Raw genomic sequence first — 22,678 nt, 5'->3', positions numbered from 1 at the left:
CTTATGCGGGGCATTGTAGGTGCGGAACGCCATCGCGCCTTCGTCTCGAGCGTTACGTAAATCATTGATTTGTTTGAGCCCTTGGCAGCACACGACAGAAAGGTTTAGATACCTGTGCCACTCTGGATTGGTTCGCGAGGATTCCATGCCACTGGACTTTAGATTGTGTCCGGTTCCCTTCTGGTTTCCCGTAGACAATGTTTGGTTCGGGTTCAATCGCATTCGCTTGTTTCGCCTCCCAGACTGCCATCGCCCCATGTTGCGAGAGGACCAATTGAATCCCCTTTGTGCCTGGGCCATATTTGTGCAGAGAAATTTCAGTCTACGAGGTGCCAGGGCGCTGCCCATGGCTGGAACGATCAACATCTAGGTTGCAGCGACCCCGACACAGGCGCAGCCCTGGGAAATATCGGCCAAGGCAGTTCAGTTCAGCGTTCGAGTTGAGCAGAGGTGTAGCCATCGCCATATCGGACGATCTGTGTCCTATAGTGGATGACCGTCCCGAACCGATCGCCATTTCAAGCAGCGCAGCTCTTGTACCAAGCGAAGAGCCCATCGCGCTCGGGGCAAAACTCAGTTTGTCGGACCTCAAATACCTTTGCGCCAGCGCGGTGCGCAGGCTCCAACGATCTCTCGATCATCGACGTGCTGATGCCACACGCATGGTTCTATGCGAGATTCGGCACCCAGCTTTGCCGCGTCCAGTAACTGACAGACTGATTGCATGGGGTAGAGGCAATGCTGAGCGTTGAGGTGAGCGGACGCTACGGACGGTCCGATTGAATGCCCATGTCATCCTTCAGCGCAGATATGTAGTAAGCGCCGTCACAGCGAGGGCCAACATGAAGCGCCCAGGTTTTAGTAGGAGGCCATTCCTCGCGACAGGGCGCGTGGCGGCTCCCGGGCTCTCAAGGCGCCTTTGCTGAACGGTCACAACGACCTCTCACCTCCCGCCGCTCAAGCTTGTTCGAGAAGCGCGCGCGGAACGGCGCGGGGAACGGCGCGTGCCGAAGGACGATTCAGCGTAGCTCCAGGCGCATCCTCCAGTTGGAAGGTGCTCACGGCTTCGGTGAGTTGCTGGGCCTGCAGCTCCAGGCTCTTGGCGGCGGCGGCGCTTTGCTCCACCAGAGCCGCGTTCTGCTGCGTGGCGTGGTCCATCTGGTTGACGGCCTGGCCGATCTGGGAAATGCCCGTGCTCTGCTCGGAGCTGGCGGAGCTGATCTCGCCCACGATGTCCGTCACCCGCTTGATCGCGCCCACAACCTCGACCATGGTCTGCCCGGCTTGATCCACCAGGCCCGTGCCCACGGACACCTTCTCCACGCTTTCGTTGATCAGCGCCTTGATCTCCTTGGCGGCGCTGGCGCTGCGCTGCGCGAGGTTGCGCACCTCGGTGGCCACCACCGCAAAGCCTCGGCCCTGCTCGCCGGCGCGGGCTGCCTCTACCGCGGCGTTCAGCGCCAGGATATTGGTCTGGAAGGCAATGCCATCGATCACACCGATGATGTCCGAGATCTTGCGCGAGCTGTCGTTGATGTCCCGCATGGTGGTGACGACCTTGGAGACCACCTCGCCGCCCCGTGTGGCCACGGCGGATGCGCTGATGGCCAGCTGATCGGCCATCTTGGCGTTCTCGGCGTTGTTGCGGATCGTGGAGGTGAACTCTTCCATGGTGGCGGCGGTCTGCTGCAAAGCGCTGGCCTGCTCTTCGGTGCGCTGGCTCAGGTCTGCGTTGCCCATGGCGATCTCGCTCGTGCCGGTGGAGATGGAGTCGGTGGCGCCCCGTACCTTGCTCACGATGCTGGCCAGGTTCTGCTGCATGGCACTCAGCGATGCCAGCACGCTGCCGCCGGGGGCTGCGCTCGCCCCCGCAATGCTGGACAGGTTGCCGCCCGCCACCTTGCTGGCGGCACTGCTCAGTGCATCGGGCTCGGCACCCAGGGCCCTCAGCACTCCGCGGGTGATGGCCACCCCGCATGCCACCGCCATCACGGTGGCCAGCAATGCCAGGCCGATCAAGAGCCGGCGCTGGAATTCGAAATCGGCCTCGGAGGAATCCACCAGCTGTTTGGAGCGCTCATCGGTTGTCTTTTGGTACTCGTCGGTCTTGGCAATCAGGGCGGCGAGAAGCGGCCGGCACTCGTCATTGATTTTCGCAATGGCTTCGTCCTTTTTGTCGGCCATCGCCAAATCGACGATGGACAGGGCCACCGGCCCATATGACTGCTCGATCTTTGCGAGTTCGGCCACCAGCGTCCTGACGTTGGCTGGAATGCCTGGGCCTTCTACCGCCTGTTTGAGCAGGGCCAGGCGTTTTTGGACGTCTTCGTGGGCTTTGACGACAGCCGCCTTTTCCGCGTCGCGTTCTGCAGGCTTGGTCGCCAGCACCATGTTCCGAGCGGCCACGGCGCGCGCGTCGACGGCGCTCCGTATTCCTTGGGCCACATGTGCCCGTGCGTCGATACCGGTCACGAAGTCATGAAATTGCGTCTTGGCGCTGCTCATGTCCTTGATGGCGAACGCGGACAGGACCACGATAAGCACCACCATCAAGCCAAACGACAGTGCCAACCTCGCCCGCATCGTCATGTTCTGAAAACCCATCGCAGTCCCCCAATGTTCATCTGCGTTATGGTCAGTAGATTTGTAATATTTTGTCAATAGACAACAGCTATTGTGATGAGGGATATGGATTCAGTGTTCATTGCTGCGCTGCCACGTGATCCATGTGCGGAGAAATAGATCACACCGGGGACACGGCATTCCCCCCGGGGATCACCGCTTCGGCCCGCCTCACCGCTCGCAAGGGCTTGATCGTTCTTGGCACCACCAACATCATTCCATCGACTGTTCGGTAGCTGCAAGGCCTGGCCTCACCGCTGCAGACCAGGCCGTTGCTCAGACCCCTTTCAGGCCTCTTCGCGCAGCGACGCCCTGAGGATCTTTCCCACCGGCGACTTGGGCAATTGCTCGCGGAAAACGATCTGGCGTGGCACCTTGTAGGCCGTGAGCTGGGTGCGGCAGTGGCGCTCCACGTCCTCGGGCGTGAGCGCCGGGTTGCGCGCGACCACGAAGGCGCGCACGGCCTCGCCGGTGCCGGCATCCGGCACACCGATGACGGCGGCCTCGGCGATGTCGGAGTGGGCCGCGAGCACGTCTTCCACCTCGTTCGGGTAGACGTTGAAGCCGGACACCAGAATCATGTCCTTCTTGCGGTCGACGATGCGGATGAAACCGCCCTCCTCCAGCTGCGCAATGTCGCCCGTGTGCAGCCAGCCGTTCCGGATCGCGCTGGCACTATCTTCCTGCGCATGCAGGTAGCCGGCCACCACCTGCGGGCCCTGCACCAGCAACTCGCCGCGCTCGCCCTGAGGCAGATCGCGCCCCTGGTCATCGACGATGCGCACCCGGCAGCCCGGCATGGGCACGCCCACGGTGCCCAGGCGCGGCGTAGCCGAGGGCGGGTTGCACGAGACGATGCACGATGTCTCGGTCATGCCGTAGCCCTCCAGGATGGGGCAGACCACCGCCTGCCAGGCCTGCGCGGTCGACGTGCGCAGGGCCGTGCCACCCGAGAAGGCGTAGCGCAGCTTCGGTGGCCTGGCCTGGAACCAGGGCTCGGCCAGCAGGCCGGCGAACAGCGTGTCCACGCCGGCAGTCCACTGCACGTCGAACTGCTCGAAGGTCTTTTGCAGGTTGGACATGGGGCGCGGGTTGGGCACCAGCACGTTGCGTGCACCGACCTCGAAGAACACCAGGAAGTTCACCATGAAGGCGAACACGTGGTACATGGGCAGCACGGTGAGCATCGTCTCGCCCTGCTTCGGCCCGTCGTAGGCGTCGAGAAAATCGCGCGTGATGCGCAAGGTGGCCAGGATGTTGCTGTGCGTGATCACTGCGCCCTTGCTGCGCCCGGTGGTGCCGCCCGTGTACTGGTACACCGCCACGGGGTGGCTGCGGTGTTCGACGGGCTCCAGCGCCTGCCCGCGCACCAGCGCGTCGGCCATGCGCGGCAGCGGCGCCGCGGTGGAGTCCGCGGGCCCGGCCATCTTGGCGCGGATGGCCGATGCCACAGGTTCCTCAAAGAAGTCCCACAGGCTGGCCGTGAGCACGGGCAGGCCCAGGCCCTCGGCCACAGGCTGTGCCACCGGCAGGAACAGGTCGCACACCAGCAGCAGCTTCGCACCGCTGTCTTCGAGCTGCAGGCGCAGCTCGCGCCCGGTGTACAGCGGGTTCACGTTGGTCACGATGAGCCCGGCCTTCCAGGCGCCGAACACCGCAATCGGGTAGTGCAGGCAGTTGGGCATCTGCAGCGCAAGCACCCCGCCCGTCTGCAGCCCCTGCTCGCGCACCAGCCAGGCGGCAAACGCGTCCGACAGCGCATCGATCTCCTTGAAGCTGCGCACCACGTTGGCGCCCGTGGGCAGCACGAAGGTGAAGGCGGGCTGGTCCCCATGGTCGGTGGCGGCCTGCGTGGCCAGGTGCGCGGCGTTGGCGGGCAGTGCCGCCAGGTCGAGCCGGTAGTTGCGCAGGGCCTCGGGGTAGGACCCTTCCCAGGGCGAGGACGCTGGCGGTGCGGCGGTGGCGGTCATGGGCTTGTCTCCTGTCTCTTCTTTTTATGAACGCATCAGGCCTTGGCTTTGAACGCTGGGAGCTTGTCACCCAGCCGCGCGCCCATTTCGGCTCCCAACGCCTGCAGGCCGCTCAGGGGGCGCACCATGACTTCGAACTCAGTGATCTGCCCCTCTTCATTGAAGCGCACCAGATCGATGCCCTTGAGCTGCTTGTCGCCCACGCGCGCGCTGAACTCCAGCACGATGTTCAGGCCGTCGTCGGTGGCCAGCTGGCGGTGGTAGGTGAAGTCCTCGAACACCTGGATCACGGTGGACAGGGCCAGCATCAGCGCCGGGGCCGAGGTGTAGGCCGTGTTCGCCATGGGCGAGCGGAACACCGCGTCGGGGTGCACGATGCTCAGCAGGTTCGACAGGTCGCGGCTGGCCACCATGTGGTGCCAGGTGTCGAGCGAGCGGGCGACGGCGGGGTGGATGTTCTTCGGGGCTTCGGTCATGGATGTCTCCTGGGGTGAGGTTGTTGGATCAGATGGCGGCGGCAAGCGTCGTGCCCTGCAGGATGGCGCGCTTGGCGTCGAGCTCGGCGGCCACATCGGCACCGCCGATGAGGTGCGCGCTCTGGCCCGCGGCCAGCAGCACGTCGTACAGTTCGCGCAGCGGCTCCTGGCCGGCACAGACCACGATGTGGTCGACATCGAGCACGCGCGGCTGGCCGTCGATGGTGATGTGCAGACCGGCGTCGTCCACGCGCTCGTAGGCCACGCCCGAGCTCATGCCCACATTGCGCGCCTTGAGCGAAGTGCGGTGGATCCAGCCCGTGGTCTTGCCCAGCTGGTCGCCCACCTTGCTGGCCTTGCGCTGCAGCAGGTGCACCTGGCGCGCGGGCGCCTCCACCTGGGCGGCGCGCAGGCCGCCGGCCTGGGCATAGGCGGTGTCGATGCCCCATTCGTCATTGAACTTGGCGGGCGCCAGGGCCCCGCTCTCGCCTTCGTGCGTGAGGTACTCGCCCACGTCGAAGCCGATGCCGCCCGCGCCGATCACCGCCACGCGCTGGCCCACGGGCTGCTTGTCGCGCAACACGTCCAGGTAGCTCAGCACCTTGGGGTGGGTGATGCCGTCGATGTCGGGCGTGCGCGGCCGGATGCCCGTGGCCACCACCACCTCGTCATAGCCCTGGCCCGCCAGTTCCTGCGCGGCCACGCGGGTGGAAAGGCGCACCTCCACGCCATGCAGCTCCAGCTGGCGGCGGTAGTAGCGCAGGGTCTCGTAGAACTCCTCCTTGCCCGGCACCTGCTTGGCGATGTTGAGCTGGCCGCCGATCTCGCTGCCCGCATCGAACAGCACCACCGCATGGCCCCGCTGCGCGGCCGTGACGGCAAAGCTCAGGCCGGCAGGGCCGGCGCCGACCACAGCGATGCGCTTCTTGGCGGCGGTGGGCGCGATAACCAGTTCCGTCTCGTGGCAGGCGCGCGGGTTCACCAGGCAGCTCGTGATCTTGCCGCCGAAGGTGTGGTCCAGGCAGGCCTGGTTGCAGGCGATGCAGGTGTTGATCTCGTCGGCCCGGCCCTGGCGTGCCTTGCGCACGAAGTCGGCATCGGCCAGCAACGGCCGCGCCATGGAGACCATGTCGGCGCAGCCCTCGGCCAGCAGGCGCTCGGCCACCTCGGGCGTGTTGATGCGGTTGGAGGTGATGAGCGGTATGCCCACCTGCCCCATCACCTGCTTCGTCACCCAGGCATAGGCCGCGCGCGGCACCTTGGTGGCGATGGTGGGGATGCGCGCCTCGTGCCAGCCGATGCCGGTGTTGAGGATGGTGGCGCCCGCCGCCTCGATGGCCTGGGCGAGCTGTATCACCTCGGCCAGCGTGGAGCCGCCCTCCACCAGGTCGAGCATGGACAGGCGGTAGATGATGATGAAATTCGGCCCCACCCGCTCGCGCGTGCGCCGCACGATCTCCACCGGAAAGCGCATGCGATTGGCATAGCTGCCGCCCCATTCGTCATCGCGGTGGTTGCTGCGCGCTGCGATGAACTCGTTGATCAGGTAGCCCTCGGAGCCCATGACCTCCACCCCGTCGTAGCCCGCGTGCTGGGCCAGCGCGGCGCAGCGCGCGAAGTCTTCGATGGTCTGCTCCACCTCTTCCGCCGTGAGCGCGTGCGGCACGTGGGGGTTGATGGGTGCGCGCAGCGCGCTCGGGGCCACCAGGTCGCGGTGGTAGGCATAGCGGCCGAAGTGCAGGATCTGCATGGCGATCTTGCCGCCCTCGGCGTGCACGGCCTGCGTCACCTTGCGGTGCTGCCCGGCCTCGTGTTCGTTGACCAGCATGGCCCCGCCCTGCATGGGCCGGCCGCGCTCATTGGGCGCAATGCCGCCGGTCACGATGAGCCCCACCTCGCCACGCGCCCGCTCGGCATAGAAGGCCGCCATGCGCTCGAAGCCGTTGGCCACCTCCTCCAGCCCCACGTGCATGGAGCCCATGAGCACGCGGTTCCTGAGCGTGGTGAAGCCCAGGTCCAGCGGGGCATGCAGGTGGGGATAGGGACTGCCGCTACCAGCAGCCTGTGGAGCCGGGGCAGGTTTCGGGACGGCGTTCATCGGGGGTCTCCTTGTTTATGCAACCAGTTGCATAAATATAGCCAGCATCACGCATTTATGCAACTGGTTGCGTAAACAATGGAGAGCAGTCCCGATTCAGGCAAGATGGCGAACTACGCAGCTTTCTCCGGCGCCCTCTTCCGATGTCCCTGCCCCACGCCCTTCTCACCGCCCTGGTCGAGCACCCCTGCTCGGGCTCGGAACTCGCCGAGCGCTTCGACAAGTCCATCGGCTACTTCTGGCACGCCACGCACCAGCAGATCTACCGCGAGCTGGCGCGGCTCGAAGAAGCACTGTGGATCGAGGCCCTGCCGGCCGAGACGGGCCGCGGCCGCAAGCGCCAGTTCCGCCTGCTGCCCGCGGGCCGCAAGGAACTGCGCCGCTGGATCGCCGAGCAACAGGACCCCACGCCCCTGCGCGACGAACTCATGGTGCGCCTGCGCGCCGAGGCCGCCGTCGGCCCCACCGGTCTGGAAAAGGAAATCGCCCGCCTGCAGGCCATGCACGAGGACAAGCTGGCCGTCTACCAGCGCATCGAACAGCGCGACTTCATGGGCAAGGAAGCGAGCCGAGAGCGCCGCCTGCAGCACCTGGTGCTCAAGGCCGGCATCCTGCAGGAAGAGCTGTCGCTGGCGATCGCGAGAGAGGCGCTGGAGATACTCGGCACACCGCGCCCGCCTCCGACGCCCTCTGCCCGGTGACCACATGTCACTCGCAGCGCCATGACCAGCCTCCGGCGTACCCCAGTGCCAGCGCCAGCTAGTCACACCAAGCAGCACCACGCCATCGGAGCATTCAAGATGCCGAGTCCTCATGTCTCCGCCCAAAACCTATTTCAGCGCGCAGTGGACGGCCTAAATGATCTTCATGGCGCTGGCGGGGAGGGATCGGCACCATAGAAGGCCCCATTCTCGGCGCGCTGCTTTCCTTGCGGTAGAGACGACGTGGGGCGGACAGGGCGTGCTGTATCTCATCGGCCCTGGTGCCATTGCCATGCTGTTCGCGCTGTTTTTGCCCAGGGGCGCTTGAGGGGCAGTGCAGCAGCGCTGGAACGTGCGACCGCTGTCCGCGGGCTATCGGATGCGTACGCGCGCCACACATGTTCCAGAAAGAGAGGAGCAATATTCAAAATCAATAGCAAACAACGCTTATGGGACAAGCGGTAGATGCCATTTTCAATCGAAAAATTCGATGGTACGCGGGTCTTTGCACCCGTCGAAATGCTTTTGCAGCATGGCGTGAAACACGCTGCCCGGCGCAGAAACTTCGCCAAACAGCGTCATGCTGGAGCGCAGCTTGAGATCGTCCGGCGTGCCAAACACATCCAGCGCCGAGCACGTCCCCAGGCCCAGCAGGATCTGGCAGCACTCGCGCAGCCGGCCGGCAAGCACTGGATGCGCCAGGTAGGCCTGCGCCTCGGCCAGCGACTGGATGGCATAGCGCTGGGCCACGTCGCTATGCCCCAGTCCCTTGATCTGCGGGAACACAAACCACATCCAGTGCGTGCGCTTCTTGCCCGCCCGCAGCTCGGCGATCACGCGGGGCCAGACGGGATCCTGGGCTTGCAGGAAACGGTCGAGGACAGGGGGAAGGGGCATGTTCGGGTAGTGGATGCTGGGCTGGCTGAAGTGAATGGTGACCATGAATTCACCGGAAGACAACAGTTGAATGGTGACGGAAAGGCAGGGCTGGCTGCAGGTGATGTGCCCGAAACACCTGGATCAGATCACCATGCCAGAATGACCCGATGAGCACATCGACATCCTCCTCCTTTCTGTCTAGCGCAGACGGCATCCCGGTCATCACCTACACCTGGGCCGAGACCCCCGGCAAACCCGTGGGCGCCGTGCAGATATCTCACGGACTAGCCGAGCACGGCGAGCGCTACGACCGCTTTGCGAAGGCCTTGAACGCTGCCGGCTTCATCGTCCATGCCGTGGATCATCGCGGGCACGGGCGCACCGCTGGTGGCAGGTTGGGGGACTTTGGCGCCGCAGGTTTCAGCGGGCTCATTGCCGATGTGGCCCAGTACGGCGCACTGCTGCGCACGCAGCACGCCGGCCTGCCGCTGTTTCTGTTTGGGCATTCGATGGGTTCGTTTGCGGCGCAGGCGGCGATCCTGGATCACGCATCGACCTGGTCAGGTGTGTTGCTCTCAGGTTCAACCGCGCTGGATGCGCTCGCCGCAGCGATGGCCAATGCTCCCGCAGACGCGCCTGCCGGATTGGAGGCATTCAACGCAGGTTTTGAGCACCGTACGGGATACGAATGGCTTTCGCGGGACGGTGCGGAGGTCGATGCCTATGTAGCGGATCCGTGGTGTGGGTGGGATGTGCCGGACGATGTGATCCCGTCGCTGTTCGCTCCGGCTTCCCGGCTGGCGGATCCAGCGCTGCTAGCAGGTATCCGCAGTGACCTGTCAATCTTCATTGCCTCTGGCGACGCAGATCCGCTCGCGGGGGGCGGTGCGCTGATTCAGCTGCTGGGTCAGCGCTACCGCGATGCAGGCATCACCGACGTGACAGTCAAGCTGTACACGGCTGCCCGCCACGAAATCCTCAATGAGACGAATCGTGATGAGGTGACTGCCGACATCGTGGCCTGGCTGCGTGCCCATGTGGGGTAGCCTGATGCGGTGTCGCGCATTGCACGACTGGAGGCCTGACCTCGGAGGGCCTCGAGCCTGAGTCCTGCTATTTGAACGACCGATACTCCACATTCATGGACTGAACCAGTTCGGCGGCAGTCGGCAGGGACGTCACACCCGACACCGAATGCCCCGCACTCCACAGATCCGACCACCGTTGGATGACGGGTCCTTCAGATCCGCCTCCGAATTTCTTGCGGGCCTCCTGCACGGATACCGTCTCGTCCAGTCCATCGGGGTCGAGTCCGACACGGACGATGGACGGTTTCAAGAAGTTCGCGGGCAACCCCGTAAAGGCACGCGTCGCAAGCACATCGTCCATGGAGCTTTCCAGAAGCATCTGCTTGTAGTCTCCCCCAGCCAGGCTTTCCTTGGTGGCGATGAATCGCGTTCCCACGCACCCCAGGTCGCAACCCAGGACCGTCGCTGCGCGCAACGCCACACCGTCGGACAGGCCACCTGACAGCACGATGGGGCCATCGAACAGCTGGCGCACGGCGCGCACGAAAGCGAACGGGTTGGCCCAGCCGGTGTGCCCGCCCGCGCCGGACGAGAGCAGCACCAAGCCATCGACGCCCGCCTCCAGAGCACGCTCTGCATGGTGCAGCGAGGCCACATCGGCAAACACGAGGCAGCCGCCGTCGTGCAAGATGGGAATCACCGACGCGGGCGACCCGACGCTGGTGATCACCAGCTCTGCGCCGTGGCGCACGATCAAGTCCGCTTCGGCCTTGAGGCGTGCGGGGTCGCGGCGCATGATGAGATTGGGGCAATAGGGCGCCCGGCTGGGCTGTTCTTCGGCCTCGCGCTGAAGCCGCTGAAGCCAGGTCTCGAACTCGTCCAGAGACGTGCAGTTGGCCGTGGGAAATGCGCCGATGACGCCAGCGGCGCAGGCAGCGGAGACCAGTTCGATTCCCGAGACACGCAGCATGGGGGCCGCAATGACGGGCACCACCAGCCGCTCCATGAAAGGCAGTCGGTTCATTCTTGCTCCATTGAATCCAGTGAATGCACTGTGCGCAGGGCCGTGATGGCCTGCACTGCTTCGTCCACCAGGCCGTTCACGATGGCCTGCAGCGGCTCGATACGCTTGGCGAATGCGATGGCTGGCCCCAGGGAGGCCATGCCATGACGCCAGTCGCCCTCGGCGTAGCAGCGGTCGCGCGCGACCGTTCCGCTGATGAGGTCGCCGAACGCGGCGTGTTCGGTGGCGCCTGCCCGTTCGATGGCCTGAACCTGGCGCGCAGTGTCGTTGAGCAGCACGCGCCAGGTGGTGCCCAGCGATTGCAGCAGCCGCACCGTGGAGTGCTCGTCGCAGGTCAGCAGATGCTCTTTGTAGCGGGGGTGCGCCTGGATTTCCTCGCACACCAGGAAGCGGCTGCCGACGAGTACGCCGTCAAGCCCTTGGGCCAGCACCGCAGCCAATTGCCTGCCGCGGCCGATGCCGCCGCCCAGCACCACCGGCACGCTGAACTGGCCGTATGCCAGCGCCCCCATGAGCATCGTGGGCAGCTCATTCATGCCCGGGTGCCCGCCTTCCTCCATGCCGACCAGGGCAATGGCATCGGCGCCAGCGCGCTCCGCCGAAAGAGCGTGGCGGATGTTAGAGGCTTTGTGAACGACGATGGCATCTGCCTTGTGAAGAGCGGTGATGAGGTCCGCCGGTGCATGTCCGGCTGTCTCGAAGATCCTCACGCCGTGCGTCAGGGCTGCATCCATCCAGCGCGGAATCATGGTGTTGGCTTCGGGCCGGTGCGAGAGCGTGAGGTTGACACCAAACCGTTTGCCATGGGTCAGTTCCGAGCACAGCGCAAGGGCTTCGCGGAAATCCGCTTCGCTGGCGTACGACCGGGGCGTGATGAAGCCCATGCAGCCCGCATTCACCAGCGCGGCAACGTACCGTGCGTCGGACAGCCACATGAGGCCGCCGCCCAGGATGGGATGGTCGATCCCCAGCAGCCGGGTGATCCTCGTGTGCAAGACGCTGCCCATGGCCTACCAGCCTGAACTGCCGAGCTGCGGTGCGCCTGCAAGGTCCGCACCGCCCATTCCCTCGAGTGGAACGGGGAACCTGACCAAGGGCAAGTCTTCGCCGGGAGCGAATTTGCCGCGTGAGGCAAAGTGCGGCTGGGCGGCCAACTCTGCGGGCGGCACCACTGGCGCGGCGGGCACATCGTGCCGGCACAGCAGTTCAAAGGCCTCGTGCGAATCCAGGTGCTGCATGGCCTGCTCGATGCGCAGGTTGATCGCATCCGCCACAGATTTTCTCGCCTTGTGGGTGGCGTACTTCGCGCCGTCGAAGGGAGCCAGGTCCAGCACCGCACACAGGCGCTTCCAGAAATGATCCTCCAGCGCAGCAATCGACACGTAGCGGCCATCCTTGCACCGGAAGGCGCCGTAAGCCGCCTTCACCAGCGTTGCCTCGCGCTGCGCTTGCAGCGTGCCTGCGCCTGCGGAGCGGTAGGCGCCCAGCCGCGGGTTCATCCAGTGCAAGGCGCAATCGGCCAGCGCCACGTCCAGGTGCTGCCCCCGGCCGGTGGCCTGGCGCTGAAACAGCGCGGCGAGTGTGGCGGACAGCGCGTACATGGTTCCGCACAGATCGGCCACGGGCAGGCCGAAGCTCTGCGCGGGTGCGCCGTCCGGCGCACCCGAGACGGCCAGCACCCCCGCGGCAGCCAGGTAGTTGATGTCATGCCCCGGCAGGTCGGCCCAGGGACCGGTCTGGCCGTAGCCGCTGAGAGACACATAGATGAGTTGCGGATGCGCCTGGCAGAGCGAAGCGGCATCCAAGCCCAGGCGCGCCATCACGCCAGGGCGGTAGGACTCGACCACGACATCGGCCGACGCGATCAGCTCGCGGACCTTGTCGCGCTGGGCTTCGTCCTTGAGGTCCACCAACAGGCTCTGCTTGCCCCGGTTCACGGCCTCGAAAGCGCCCTGGCCCAGGTGACGGGCGTTGTCGCCATGCGGCGGGCGCTCGATCTTGATGATGCGTGCGCCCATCTCCGCCAGGTTCTGCGTCAGAAACGGCCCCGGCAGCAGCTCGCTGAAATCCACCACCGTGATGCCCTGCAACGGCGGCCGGGCGGCGGTGGCCGTCATGCGGACGCTCCTTCGGCGGTTCTTTCGATGATCACGGCGTCCAGCGGCAAAACGCCTTCTCCGCGTGCGCCAATCCACACCGGGTTGAGGTCCATTTCCTCGATGCGGCCAGCGTTGTGCATCACGAAGTCCGAGATGCGCAGCAGCAGCGTCTGCAGCGCCTCCAGGTCCGCCGCTGGGCGGCCGCGCGCACCTTCCAGCAGGGGAAAGCACCGCATCTCACGCACCATCGCCGCGGCCTCGCTGGCGCTGAGCGGCAACATGCGGCGTGTCACATCGCGCAGGATCTCCACGTAAATGCCCCCCAGGCCGAAGGTCATCACGTGGCCGAACACCGGGTCGCGCGTAACGCCGACCATCAGCTCCAGCCCGCCGCGGGGCGCCATCTTCTCGATCAGCAGGCCGTCGATGTGCGCGTCGGGCCGGTGGTGCTTCGCGGCGTCCATGATGTCCGCCCAGGCCTGGCGCAGTTCGTCGGCATTTTGCAGCCCCACCTTGACGCCGCCGATGTCCGACTTGTGGACGATCTGCTCGCTGGCGATCTTGGCCACGACGGGGTAGCCCATGGCGTTGGCGGTCACCAACGCTTCTTCCATGGTGGACGCGAGCATGTTGGGCAGCAGGCCGATCCCCGCAGCCTGCAGCTGGCCTTTGGCCTGCGCTTCAGACAGGCTGAGGGTGGCGGCGGCTGGCGGCAGAACGACCACAGGCTGCATGGGCGGCTGGGTGCCACGCGAGCGCTTCCAGCGGCCATATTCAACCCAGCGCTGAATGGCCTTGATGGCTTTGCCCACCGAACGCGGCGGGGCGAAACCGCCTTCGACCAGCATGCGATACCCCTCCCCCATGCGGTCACTCATCCAGATGGGAATGATGGGTGTTGCGCAGCCTTTCTGCGCCGCGATGATGGTGCGCGCCAGCTGGATCGTGGTGTCGCCATAGTCCAGTGCAATCGGAACGATCACGCAACCGAGGTTCGGGTCCACGGCCACCGCGCTCAGCGATTTTTCGATCAGCGCCGCATCGCTCAGCACGGCGGCGGTGGTGTCCACCGGGTTGTCCAGCGCCGCGAAGTCGGGAAGCAGCGAGGCCAGCACCTCCCGCGTGTGCGGGGTGAACTGAGCGAGGGTCAGGCCTGCGGTGCCCACAGCATCCGCCGTCAACGCCGCCGTCCCGCCCGAAGAGGTGTAGATGGCCACCCCTTCGCTTGGGGGCGGCTCCGCGCGTGCGAACAGCCAGGCTGCATCGACAAGCTCGTCGATGTCATCGACCTCGATCACACCGCACTGTCTGAACACCGCGCTGTTCACCTCGGCCGACCCCGTGAGGGACGCTGTGTGCGATTGCGCCGCCTTTTGCCCGTACTCAGACTTGCCGACCTTGAGCGCAATGACTGGCTTGCCATTGGCGGCTGCGCGGTTCACGGCAGCCACGAACTTCGCGCCATCCTTGATGCCTTCCAGCAGGGTCACGATCACCTTGATGTCGGGTGCATCGGCCATGTAGTGGATGAAGTCGGCCACCTGCAAGTCCACCTCGTTGCCGGTGGAGGCCCACAGGCCAATGCCAATGCCGCGGTCCATGGCCTGCATCACGTTGCGCCCCAGGCCGCCACCTTGCGTGGCCAGGCCAATGGGACCCTTGACGAGGTCGTGCGGGAAGGATGGCGAGAAAGTCAGTCCCAGGCGGTGGTTGACGTTGGTGAGGCCCGGGCAGTTCGGCCCGTACAGGCGCATGCCGCCCCCGTCGGCGATTTCCTTGAGGCGCACCTGAGCGCGTTCGCCTTCTTCGCCTGCCTCGCCAAAGCCCGATGTCAACACGATGGCAAAAAGGACGCCCCGGTTGGCACATTCCTCCGCCACGGCCAGCACGCCGGATGCGGGCACCACGATCACAGCAACGTCGGGCGTGGCTGGCAGTGACGCAACGCTCGGCCAGCAACGGTGCCCGCGGATCTCCGCCTTGGTCGGGTTGACGAGGTAGATGTCTCCGTCGAACTCGGAATGGTCCAGCAGATTGGTCAGCGTGCGCTCGCCGATGCTTTGCGGGCGGTCCGAGGCGCCCACGAGGGCAATCGAGCGAGGGCGGATCAGTCGTGAAAGGTCTGTCAATCTTGTCTCCTGGTCGTTATGGAGGTGGTGCTGCCGAGGGTCAGGCAATCGCCGAGATGCCGAGGATTTCGCGACCGGCGATCAAGGTCTGCACTTCCGTGGTGCCTTCAGGGATCGTGCCGCCGCGCGTGTCGCGGAAGATGCGCTCAATGGGGTAGTCGGTGGCATAGCCCAGGCCGCCATGCACCTGCAGCGCCATGCTTGCGACTTCGTGTGCGGCCTCGGTGGCGTAGAGCTTGGCGATGGAGCAGGCAGTGCGCGCATCGGCATTGGCGTCGAGGGCTGCGGCGGCGCGCAGGCTCAGTGCTCGGGCGGCTTCCACACGGATCGTCATGTCCACGATGAGCTTTTGCACCAGCTGGAAGCTGCCGATAGGCTTGCCGAACTGGGTGCGGGTGCGGGCATAGTCGATCGAGAGGTCGAGGGCCGCTTGCGCGGCGCCGACCGCACCCATGGCAATGTTGACACGGGCGCCGTCCAGGCCGATGAGCATCTTCTTGAGCGCCTTGCCTTCCTCGCCCAGCAGGTTCTCGCGGGGCACCTTGACATTGTCGAATGCCAGCTCCGCCGTGCCGGTGCTGCGCAGCACCATCGTGTCGACGTTGCGCACTTCATACGGAGACACCTCGCGCTCCACAAGGAAGGTGGAGAGCTGCCCCTGGCAGTCGGGGCTGAACGTACGCGCGACCACGATGCCGAAGTCGCCAAATGCCCCGTTCGTGATCCACAGTTTTCGGCCGTTGAGGACGTAGTGGTCCCCCTGCAGGTCTGCACGGGTCTGGACCTGGGCGATGTTGGAGCCCGTGCCTGGCTCGCTGATGGCGTTGAACACGCGGCGGTCAGATGCCAGCAAGGGCTTCAGGAAGCGTTCGCGCTGCTCCTCGTTCGCCTCTGCGGCCAGCTTGTTGATGGCCGCATTGGTGATGTTCACCATCGTGCGCAACGACAGCCACGTGTAGCCCGCCTCTTCCATGAGCATCGCCCAGGTCATCTGGTCCATGTCCATGCCGCCCAGGGCCTCGGGCAGCCTGCCGCCGATGTATCCGAACTGCGACAGCTCCTTGAGAAGCTCGAAGGGAAAGGTCTTGTCCCTGTCGTGCTGGGCGACGCGGGGAGCGACTTCGCTTTTCATGAAGCGGCGCACGCTGTCGCGCAGCATTTCTTGTTCGGAATTCATCGTTGCATACATGGCTAGGTCTCCTGGGTTGAATGCATGGATCCGCCGCTAGGCGGCGGTGGTGTCTCTGGTGCCCGCGCCGCGCCGGCCGGATGCCGTGGCGCGCAGCGTGGGAGCCGCGTTCTGGGGGTGGAACACAAGTGCCTGCACCTCTTGCAAGGCTTGCAGGCAGGCGTCCTTGGTACGGCGAAGGCGTTCGGTGGGGCCGGCGATCGACAGCGCGAGGGGTTCATCGCCCAGGTAGCCAGCGACGGCGATGGCGGCCAGGCCGTCGAAGCCTTCGTTTTCCACCCAGATCCAGCCTTGCTGGCGTGCTTGTTCGATCTGTGCCTCCAGTGCTGCGAGGTCCGTGATGGACCCGGGGGCGATCTGCTTGAGCGGCTTGAGCCGCAGCTGGCGTGCGGCTTCTTCGGGTGTACCCAGCGACAGCGCCGCCTTGCCCAGCGCGGACACGTGCAACGCAATCTTGTTGCCCACGTTTTCCACATAGCGCAGCGGATGAGTTCCCTCGGCAAACGCCAGTACCTTGACCACGCCCGCCTCCACGCGGCCGCACATCCCTGTCTCTCCCGTCTTGTCACGCAGCAACTCGCACGCCTCGGACGCCACGGCGTAGAGCGAATCACCCGCAGCGATGCCTTTGGCAATCGTGAGCAGACGGGCCGTTGGATAGAAGCGTCGGGTTCGCGCCGTCCGCATCAGGTAGCCCAACTCATGCAGCGTGTGCAGCAGATCGGAGCAGCTGCTCTCGGGAAGGTCCATCAGGCGCGCAAGGTCTGAATTGGAGAGTTCGCGGCGCTCCCGGGCAAAGACCTCCAGCAGGGCCATGGTGCGAGAAGCGGCGGGGACAATGGTTGGCATAAGTTCTCCGGTATTTCGTAGATGTCACCGAATCATAACTTTGAGGTGAGCGCGGTTGCAGCAGGCCATTCCTTATGAGGTTCAAATTTTCTTTTGAATGCAGCTCACAAAATTTCTTGTATTTCTACGAAATATTGAAGTATTCTACGACCAGCCGCAATAAAGTGGCAACAAAAATGGAGACAAGCATGCGTAGAACCTTCCGAGAACTGATTGTTTTTGTCATTGCCTCGTTGGCCTTTGGCGTCCTGCATGCAGCAGGAGATGCGTGGCCGAGCAAGCCCATCACCTTCGTGGTGCCGTTCCCACCCGGGGGCATCACGGACAACACGTCGCGGCTTTTGGCCAAGCTGCTCAGCGCACAGCTGGGACAGTCGGTGGTGGTGGACAACCGTCCCGGTGCCGGTGGCTCCATCGGTGTGGAGTCGGCTTCGCGCCAGCCGCCAGACGGCTACACCATCATTTACGGCACGCAGGGAACGCATGGCGCCAATCTGGCGCTGTACAAGAACGTGCGCTACGACCCCGTGACGGACTTCGTGCCCGTGCATGCCATGTCGGAAACGCCGCTCATGCTGGTGATCAACCCCTCACGCCCGTTCAAGACGGTGCCCGAGCTGATCGCCTATGCCAAGGCCAATCCCGGCAAGCTCAACTACGGCTCCGCCGGTCCAGGCACGGGCACCCACCTGACGGCCGAGTTGTTCCAGACCGCCGCGGGCATCAAGATGACCCATGTGCCATACCGCGGCAGCGCGCCGGCACTGAGCGACCTGATGGCCGGGAGCATCGACCTGATGTTCGACTACCCGGCGGTGGTGTTGCCCCAGGTGCAGGCGAACAAGCTCAAGGCGCTGGCGGTCACCTCCAAGAAGCGTTTGTCCAGCTCCCCCGACGTGCCCACCGTGGGCGAGCTGGGCGTTCCCGAAGCGGAATCCACGGCCTGGGGCGCGGTGTTCGTTCCGGCCAAGACGCCGCCGGACATCGTGAAGCGCCTGGGCGACGAGATCGCCAAGGCCATCGTTCACCCCGAAATGCTGCAAGCCACCGAGAAATTCGGCAGTGTCCCGCTCGCCGGCCTGCGCGACGCCAAGCTGGGTGCCTTCGTGAAATCGGAGATGACCCGGTGGCGTGCGGTTGTTCAGCAGTCGGGCGCCAAGCTCGATTGACGGGGTCGCGGGCACTACATGCCCGCCCCCGCACCTTTCCCTTTCACCCCCTTCTTTCTATGACCGATTCAAAGACCTCCTTGAAGCCGTTGCAGCCGACTCTGTATGAGCTGGCTGATGACGGCCACTCGCTCAACTTCTTCTTTGCGCAGTGCGGCGCCTGCGGTGGGATGAGTTTTCCTGCCAACGCACCGGGATGCATGCACTGCGGAGACCCGCTGAGCGGAGCGCAACGCGTCACGCGCCCGGGGGGCGGAGAGTTGCTGGAGTTCGTGACCCTGCACGTGCCGCTGTTGCCTGGCATGGCGGCGCCCAGCATTGCTGGAGACATCCGCATCGCGCCCGGCATCGTCGAAGAAGGTGTGATGGCCGTTGGGGACGAGACGGCGCTGAAGCACGGCATGGCGGTTCGTGCCGTTGCCGAGGTGAAGCGGGAAGAAGGTGTTTACGCCTGCCGCTTTGTGCCCGCGAATGAAGGAGCCGTGCAGTGAGCAATACCAATCAATCCACTTCAGGCAACTGGCTGGATGCCCATGGCGGTGTGTTCATCGCCGGTGTCGGTCTGCACCCCTATCAGTTCCCCACCGAGACGCCTTACACCGAGCTGGGCCTCAGGGCTGTGCGTGCCGCACTCGAGGACTCGGGTGTTTCCTGGGCCCGTGTGCAGAGTGCCTACGTGGGCACAACCTCGATTGGCATGGCCGCCGGCCGCGTGATGCTGCGCCACCTGGGATCCACGGGTCTGGCGGTGACGCAGGTGGAAAACGCGTCGGCCTCTGGATCGTTCGCTTTCCGGCAGGCATGCATGGAAGTGGCTAGCGGCATGAGCGATGTGGTGCTGGCGGTGGGCGTGGACAAGCACGGTGACGGGCGCCGCGCTGCCAACAAGGACGGACTGGAAAGGCTCAGCGAGACCGCCACCATTCCGGCGGTGAAGTTCGCGATGATGGCGCGCACCTACCTGCGCGAGCGCGGCGCCTCCGTGGAGGAGATGGCCGGCGTGGCGGTGAAGAACCACGGCAACGCAGCGCGCAATCCGTTTGCTCAGTTTCGCAAGCCCCGGACGCTGGAGCAGGTGCTCGCATCGCCGCGCGTGGTGGGCGACCTCACGGTGCAGCAATGCTGTCCACGCGGCGAAGGGGCCGCGGCGGTGATGCTGGTTTCTGGCAACGCCATCCGAAAGCTGGGACTGGATGCGCGGCGCTGCGTGCGCGTGAAGGCTTCCGTGGCAGGCAGCGAGCGCCCCGAGGTGCAGTACGGCGACAGCGCTGTGGAGCTGGTCCGCACCAGCGCGGAGGCTGCTTTTGAACAAGCGGGCATTGCGCCCAAGGAGCTCGATCTTCTGGAGCTGCACGACGCCTTCTCCGTGGAAGAGCTGTTGTACAGCGAAGCCATCGGTGTGTGCGAGCCAGGCGAGGGCGCCCGCTATCTGGCGCGTGGCACTTCGCACATCGGTGGCCGCTGCGCCATCAACGCATCGGGCGGCTTGATCGGCATGGGCCACCCACTCGGGCCCACGGGCATCGGCCAGTTGGCAGAAATCACGCGCCAGCTGCGGGGCGAGGCGGAGGGTCGCCAGCACCCCAACGCGCGCTGGGGCATGGCCCACATGATCGGGCTCGGCTCGGTCTCCGTCGCCCACGTGCTGTCGGCATCGGCCTGACGGCGCCGCACACTTCTTTGTGGAAAGCAATCCAATGACTACCCCTGACATCCAGGACCTGGGCACATTGCTCTATGAGGTGCGCGACCGCGTGGCCGTGATCACCCTCAACCGGCCCGAGCGCATGAACACGCTGGGCAGCACGATGAAGCCCGACCTCGCCCGCGCCTTCTTCGAACTGGCCCGCAACGACGACCAAGTGCGCGCGGTTCTGATCACCGGCAGCGGCGACAAGGCGTTCTGCGCGGGCGCCGACATCAAGGAGCGCGCCACCGACGTGGTGCGCGGCACGGAGTACTTCGTGCGCCAGAAGGCGACCCACGAACTGTTTCGCAACATCGAAGAGTTCGAGAAGCCCGTCATCGCTGCCATCAACGGCGTGGCCCTGGGCGGCGGGCTGGAGATTGCGCTGTGCTGTGACCTGCGCATCGCGGCCTCCCACGCGCGCTTCGGCTTGCCAGAAATCAAGCTGGGAGTCATCCCGGCGGCCGGTGGCACGCAGCGGCTGCCACGGCTGGTGGGTGAAGCCCGGGCCAAGGAACTGATCCTGACGGCCGACCTGGTGGATGCAGAGACGGCGCTGCGCTACGGCCTGGTCAGCCGTGTGGTGCCGCAGGCCGAGCTGATGACGGCTGCGCTGGAACTGACCCAGCGCATAGCGCAACACCCCCCGCTGGCAGTCCGTTTCGCCAAGCGCGCCATCAACCGCGGCATGCAGACCGACCTGGACTCGGGCCTGGAGTACGAACGCTACGCGGCCGCAATGATCGTGGACAGCGAAGACCGCATCGAGGGCATGCGCGCCTTCGTCGAGAAACGCGAACCCCAATTCAAAGGACGCTAGTGCAATACCGCACTGGTGACTTCATTCAGACAACACGCACGAAAGGAATCCCATGGAACTCGGATTGAACGGACAGGTCGCTCTCGTCACTGGCGGCGGACAAGGCGTGGGCAGGCAAATTTGCATCGAACTCGCAGCCGAAGGGGCGCGCGTGGTGGTGAACGACCTTTTTGCCGAGCGTGCCCAAGCGGTGGTTGATGAAATCAACGCCGCTGGCGGAAAGGCCTATGCAGCGCCTGCGGACATCACCCAACTGGAGGAGGTCGATGCCATGGTGGCAGGTGCTGCCCAGCACTTCGGCGCGCCCATCACCGTGCTGGTGAACAACGCGGGGATCATTCCCGAGCGCCGCGAGAAAGGTGGCCGCACACCCGCCTTCGTGGATACACCCGTGGTGGACTGGGCCAAGATCGTGAACCTCAACGTCTACGGCACCATGCACTGCTGCCGCGCCGTGCTGCCCGGCATGGTCGGGCGCAAGACGGGCCGCATCATCAACATCATCTCGGAAGCAGGCCGCATCGGCGAGGCCAACATGGCCGTTTACTCGGGCGCCAAGGCGGCGATTGCCGGGTTCGCCAAGGCCCTCGCGAGGGAGCACGGCCGCCACGCCGTCACGGTCAACTCGGTGGCCCTTGGCGCCGTGTCCCACGAGGGGATCAAGGACGGCCCGCTGAACATCCACGCCACGGTGGAAAACAACGAGCTGCTGGGCAAGATGCTCAATGCATACCCCATCTCCAAGGGCGTGGGGCGCCTCTCCCGCCCAACGGATGTGTCCGGCATCGTCGCGTTCCTGGCGTCAGACCGCGCGCTGTTCATCACGGGGCAGACCATCGGTGCATCCGGCGGGTTCGCGATGGTTTGAAGCAGGGCGAAACGAGAGGTGCTGCATTCACACGCGGCACTGCCGAACACACAACAAGGAGACAAGACCATGATGAACCGCCGCCACTTCTCGGCATCCATGGGTGCTTTGGCACTCTCGCCCTCGGCATTTGCACAGAACGCTTACCCGCAGCGCCCCATCACACTGGTCGTGCCCTTCTCCGCGGGAAGCGTGGTCGATGTCCAGGCCCGTTTGATCGCACCGGCGCTGAGCGACAACCTGGGCCAGCCCATGGTCATCGACAACCGGGTCGGTGTGAGCGGGTCCATCGGCGCCGAATTCGTGGCCCGTGCGGCGCCCAACGGGTACACCCTCCTGATCGGAACGCAGGGCACGCAGGGCACCAACACCGCTCTCTTCAAGAACATCCGCTACGACCCGGTCAAGGACTTCGTGGCCATCCACGGTCTGACGGGGAACGCCAACGTTCTGGTATCCCATCCAGGCCTGAAGTTCAGCACCATGGCCGATGTGATCGCGTTCGGCAAGCAGAAACCAGGAAAACTCAACTTTGGGTCTGGTGGCAACGGTACGTCAGCGCACCTTTGCCTGGAACTATTGCAAACCCAGACCGGCGCGCGCTTCAACCATATCCCCTACAAGTCGAGCACGGCGGCCATGGTCGATCTGATCGCCGGCAACCTCGATGTGATGTTCGACTACGTGCAGACCTCCCGGGCGCAGATCCGGGACGGGAAAATTGCCGCGCTGGTCGTCACCAGCACCAGCCGCCTGACCGTGCTCGCCAATGTGCCCACCATGGCCGAGGCCGGAATCCCCAGCGTGGTGGCCATGAACTGGGGCGGTGTCTTTGCACCAGCCAACACGCCTGCGCCCATCGTCAAGCGCTTGTCCGATGCGGTGGGCCAGGCACTGAACTCGCCCGAGGTCACGGCGTCGCTGGACGCGGTTTCGAGCGTCAAGATGGGCATGCCGCACGAGCAGTTTGCCCCCTTCGTGGCCGCCGAGGCCGCCAAGTGGGGCGAGGTGATCCGCAAGTCCCGAGCGAGTCTCTGATGCCGACGCCCCAAGTAGCCGTTGTCACCGGC

General features: G+C 65.0%; 19 protein-coding genes. 8 read left to right on the top strand and 11 right to left on the bottom strand.

The annotated features are described in order from the left end of the window. Positions 1-957: 957 nt before the first annotated feature. The 4 genes from AC07OC_RS19325 to AC07OC_RS19310 all read right to left on the bottom strand — a co-directional run bounded on the left by AC07OC_RS19325 (position 958) and on the right by AC07OC_RS19310 (position 7,166). The gene (locus AC07OC_RS19325) at positions 958-2,604 is read right to left on the bottom strand and encodes a methyl-accepting chemotaxis protein (protein ID WP_304505097.1); all 1,647 of its coding nucleotides are present in this window, start codon (positions 2,602-2,604) and stop codon (positions 958-960) included. A gap of 305 nt (positions 2,605-2,909) precedes the next feature. Next, a complete protein-coding gene (locus AC07OC_RS19320) occupies positions 2,910-4,592 on the bottom strand; it encodes an AMP-binding protein (RefSeq protein WP_218293375.1) in 1,683 nt (560 codons plus the stop codon). A gap of 35 nt (positions 4,593-4,627) precedes the next feature. After that, positions 4,628-5,068 (bottom strand): nuclear transport factor 2 family protein, encoded by a 441-nt coding sequence (locus tag AC07OC_RS19315; protein ID WP_218293374.1) that lies wholly within the window; start codon positions 5,066-5,068, stop codon positions 4,628-4,630. A gap of 28 nt (positions 5,069-5,096) precedes the next feature. Beyond that, positions 5,097-7,166: a 2,4-dienoyl-CoA reductase FMN-binding domain-containing protein gene (locus AC07OC_RS19310; RefSeq protein WP_494601987.1), complete on the bottom strand. Its 2,070-nt coding sequence runs from the start codon at positions 7,164-7,166 to the stop codon at positions 5,097-5,099. A gap of 143 nt (positions 7,167-7,309) precedes the next feature. Between AC07OC_RS19310 and AC07OC_RS19305 the strand changes: the two genes are divergently transcribed. After that, positions 7,310-7,867, top strand: coding sequence for a PadR family transcriptional regulator (locus AC07OC_RS19305; RefSeq protein WP_218293372.1), 558 nt, complete (start codon positions 7,310-7,312; stop codon positions 7,865-7,867). Between the two features lie 474 nt (positions 7,868-8,341). Here AC07OC_RS19305 and AC07OC_RS19300 read toward each other — a convergent pair whose 3' ends face one another. Then, positions 8,342-8,764, bottom strand: a complete 423-nt coding sequence (locus AC07OC_RS19300; protein WP_492244510.1) for a DUF1810 domain-containing protein — start codon at positions 8,762-8,764, stop codon at positions 8,342-8,344. Between the two features lie 149 nt (positions 8,765-8,913). Here AC07OC_RS19300 and AC07OC_RS19295 point away from each other — a divergent pair, with 149 nt between their 5' ends. Beyond that, positions 8,914-9,792, top strand: coding sequence for an alpha/beta fold hydrolase (locus AC07OC_RS19295; protein WP_218293371.1), 879 nt, complete (start codon positions 8,914-8,916; stop codon positions 9,790-9,792). A gap of 67 nt (positions 9,793-9,859) precedes the next feature. Here the strand turns inward: AC07OC_RS19295 and AC07OC_RS19290 are convergent, their stop codons facing one another. The 6 genes from AC07OC_RS19290 to AC07OC_RS19265 are packed head-to-tail and all read right to left on the bottom strand — an operon-like array spanning position 9,860 to position 17,064. Then, positions 9,860-10,798: an NAD(P)H-dependent flavin oxidoreductase gene (locus AC07OC_RS19290; RefSeq protein ID WP_218293370.1), complete on the bottom strand. Its 939-nt coding sequence runs from the start codon at positions 10,796-10,798 to the stop codon at positions 9,860-9,862. Then, positions 10,795-11,805, bottom strand: a complete 1,011-nt coding sequence (locus AC07OC_RS19285) for an NAD(P)H-dependent flavin oxidoreductase (RefSeq protein WP_218293369.1) — start codon at positions 11,803-11,805, stop codon at positions 10,795-10,797. Before AC07OC_RS19285 ends, AC07OC_RS19290 begins: the two co-directional genes overlap by 4 nt. A gap of 3 nt (positions 11,806-11,808) precedes the next feature. Then, a complete protein-coding gene (locus tag AC07OC_RS19280; protein WP_218340386.1) occupies positions 11,809-12,915 on the bottom strand; it encodes a CaiB/BaiF CoA transferase family protein in 1,107 nt (368 codons plus the stop codon). Continuing rightward, complete coding sequence (locus tag AC07OC_RS19275) at positions 12,912-15,026, bottom strand: acetate--CoA ligase family protein (protein ID WP_369641596.1); 2,115 nt, start codon at positions 15,024-15,026, stop codon at positions 12,912-12,914. Before AC07OC_RS19275 ends, AC07OC_RS19280 begins: the two co-directional genes overlap by 4 nt. 40 nt (positions 15,027-15,066) lie before the next feature. Further along, on the bottom strand, positions 15,067-16,215 hold the full coding sequence (locus AC07OC_RS19270; RefSeq protein ID WP_255591221.1) for an acyl-CoA dehydrogenase family protein: 1,149 nt from the start codon (positions 16,213-16,215) through the stop codon (positions 15,067-15,069). Between the two features lie 36 nt (positions 16,216-16,251). Continuing rightward, positions 16,252-17,064, bottom strand: a complete 813-nt coding sequence (locus AC07OC_RS19265; RefSeq protein WP_494601984.1) for an IclR family transcriptional regulator — start codon at positions 17,062-17,064, stop codon at positions 16,252-16,254. 188 nt (positions 17,065-17,252) lie between these two features. Here AC07OC_RS19265 and AC07OC_RS19260 point away from each other — a divergent pair, with 188 nt between their 5' ends. From AC07OC_RS19260 to AC07OC_RS19235, 6 genes are all read left to right on the top strand, one after another. Continuing rightward, positions 17,253-18,233 (top strand): Bug family tripartite tricarboxylate transporter substrate binding protein, encoded by a 981-nt coding sequence (locus AC07OC_RS19260; RefSeq protein ID WP_218340388.1) that lies wholly within the window; start codon positions 17,253-17,255, stop codon positions 18,231-18,233. A 59-nt stretch (positions 18,234-18,292) separates the two neighbouring features. Further along, the gene (locus AC07OC_RS19255; protein WP_255591222.1) at positions 18,293-18,724 is read left to right on the top strand and encodes a PhlB family protein; all 432 of its coding nucleotides are present in this window, start codon (positions 18,293-18,295) and stop codon (positions 18,722-18,724) included. Continuing rightward, positions 18,721-19,896, top strand: a complete 1,176-nt coding sequence (locus AC07OC_RS19250; protein ID WP_492244395.1) for a thiolase family protein — start codon at positions 18,721-18,723, stop codon at positions 19,894-19,896. Before AC07OC_RS19255 ends, AC07OC_RS19250 begins: the two co-directional genes overlap by 4 nt. 34 nt (positions 19,897-19,930) lie before the next feature. Then, positions 19,931-20,740, top strand: coding sequence for an enoyl-CoA hydratase/isomerase family protein (locus tag AC07OC_RS19245; RefSeq protein WP_369641592.1), 810 nt, complete (start codon positions 19,931-19,933; stop codon positions 20,738-20,740). 52 nt (positions 20,741-20,792) lie between these two features. Then, the gene (locus AC07OC_RS19240; protein ID WP_218293362.1) at positions 20,793-21,608 is read left to right on the top strand and encodes an SDR family NAD(P)-dependent oxidoreductase; all 816 of its coding nucleotides are present in this window, start codon (positions 20,793-20,795) and stop codon (positions 21,606-21,608) included. Between the two features lie 69 nt (positions 21,609-21,677). Next, positions 21,678-22,646, top strand: coding sequence for a Bug family tripartite tricarboxylate transporter substrate binding protein (locus AC07OC_RS19235; RefSeq protein ID WP_494601980.1), 969 nt, complete (start codon positions 21,678-21,680; stop codon positions 22,644-22,646). The last annotated feature ends 32 nt before the right edge of the window (positions 22,647-22,678 follow it).

It is taken from the genome of Acidovorax sp. GW821-FHT10E04 (assembly GCF_059415185.1).
This window is presented reverse-complemented; position numbering and strand designations above follow the sequence as displayed.

Excerpts from the sequence above, each read along its gene's own strand:
- AC07OC_RS19245 (WP_369641592.1), top strand. The coding sequence starts at position 19,931 with ATGACTACCCCTGACATCCAGGACCTGGGCACATTGCTCTATGAGGTG.
- AC07OC_RS19300 (WP_492244510.1), bottom strand. The coding sequence starts at position 8,764 with ATGCCCCTTCCCCCTGTCCTCGACCGTTTCCTGCAAGCCCAGGATCCC.
- AC07OC_RS19325 (WP_304505097.1), bottom strand. The coding sequence starts at position 2,604 with ATGGGTTTTCAGAACATGACGATGCGGGCGAGGTTGGCACTGTCGTTT.
- AC07OC_RS19255 (WP_255591222.1), top strand. The coding sequence starts at position 18,293 with ATGACCGATTCAAAGACCTCCTTGAAGCCGTTGCAGCCGACTCTGTAT.
- AC07OC_RS19305 (WP_218293372.1), top strand. The coding sequence starts at position 7,310 with ATGTCCCTGCCCCACGCCCTTCTCACCGCCCTGGTCGAGCACCCCTGC.
- AC07OC_RS19290 (WP_218293370.1), bottom strand. The coding sequence starts at position 10,798 with ATGAACCGACTGCCTTTCATGGAGCGGCTGGTGGTGCCCGTCATTGCG.
- AC07OC_RS19240 (WP_218293362.1), top strand. The coding sequence starts at position 20,793 with ATGGAACTCGGATTGAACGGACAGGTCGCTCTCGTCACTGGCGGCGGA.
- AC07OC_RS19265 (WP_494601984.1), bottom strand. The coding sequence starts at position 17,064 with ATGCCAACCATTGTCCCCGCCGCTTCTCGCACCATGGCCCTGCTGGAG.
- AC07OC_RS19270 (WP_255591221.1), bottom strand. The coding sequence starts at position 16,215 with ATGTATGCAACGATGAATTCCGAACAAGAAATGCTGCGCGACAGCGTG.
- AC07OC_RS19315 (WP_218293374.1), bottom strand. The coding sequence starts at position 5,068 with ATGACCGAAGCCCCGAAGAACATCCACCCCGCCGTCGCCCGCTCGCTC.
- AC07OC_RS19320 (WP_218293375.1), bottom strand. The coding sequence starts at position 4,592 with ATGACCGCCACCGCCGCACCGCCAGCGTCCTCGCCCTGGGAAGGGTCC.
- AC07OC_RS19285 (WP_218293369.1), bottom strand. The coding sequence starts at position 11,805 with ATGGGCAGCGTCTTGCACACGAGGATCACCCGGCTGCTGGGGATCGAC.
- AC07OC_RS19295 (WP_218293371.1), top strand. The coding sequence starts at position 8,914 with ATGAGCACATCGACATCCTCCTCCTTTCTGTCTAGCGCAGACGGCATC.
- AC07OC_RS19260 (WP_218340388.1), top strand. The coding sequence starts at position 17,253 with ATGCGTAGAACCTTCCGAGAACTGATTGTTTTTGTCATTGCCTCGTTG.
- AC07OC_RS19310 (WP_494601987.1), bottom strand. The coding sequence starts at position 7,166 with ATGAACGCCGTCCCGAAACCTGCCCCGGCTCCACAGGCTGCTGGTAGC.
- AC07OC_RS19235 (WP_494601980.1), top strand. The coding sequence starts at position 21,678 with ATGATGAACCGCCGCCACTTCTCGGCATCCATGGGTGCTTTGGCACTC.
- AC07OC_RS19280 (WP_218340386.1), bottom strand. The coding sequence starts at position 12,915 with ATGACGGCCACCGCCGCCCGGCCGCCGTTGCAGGGCATCACGGTGGTG.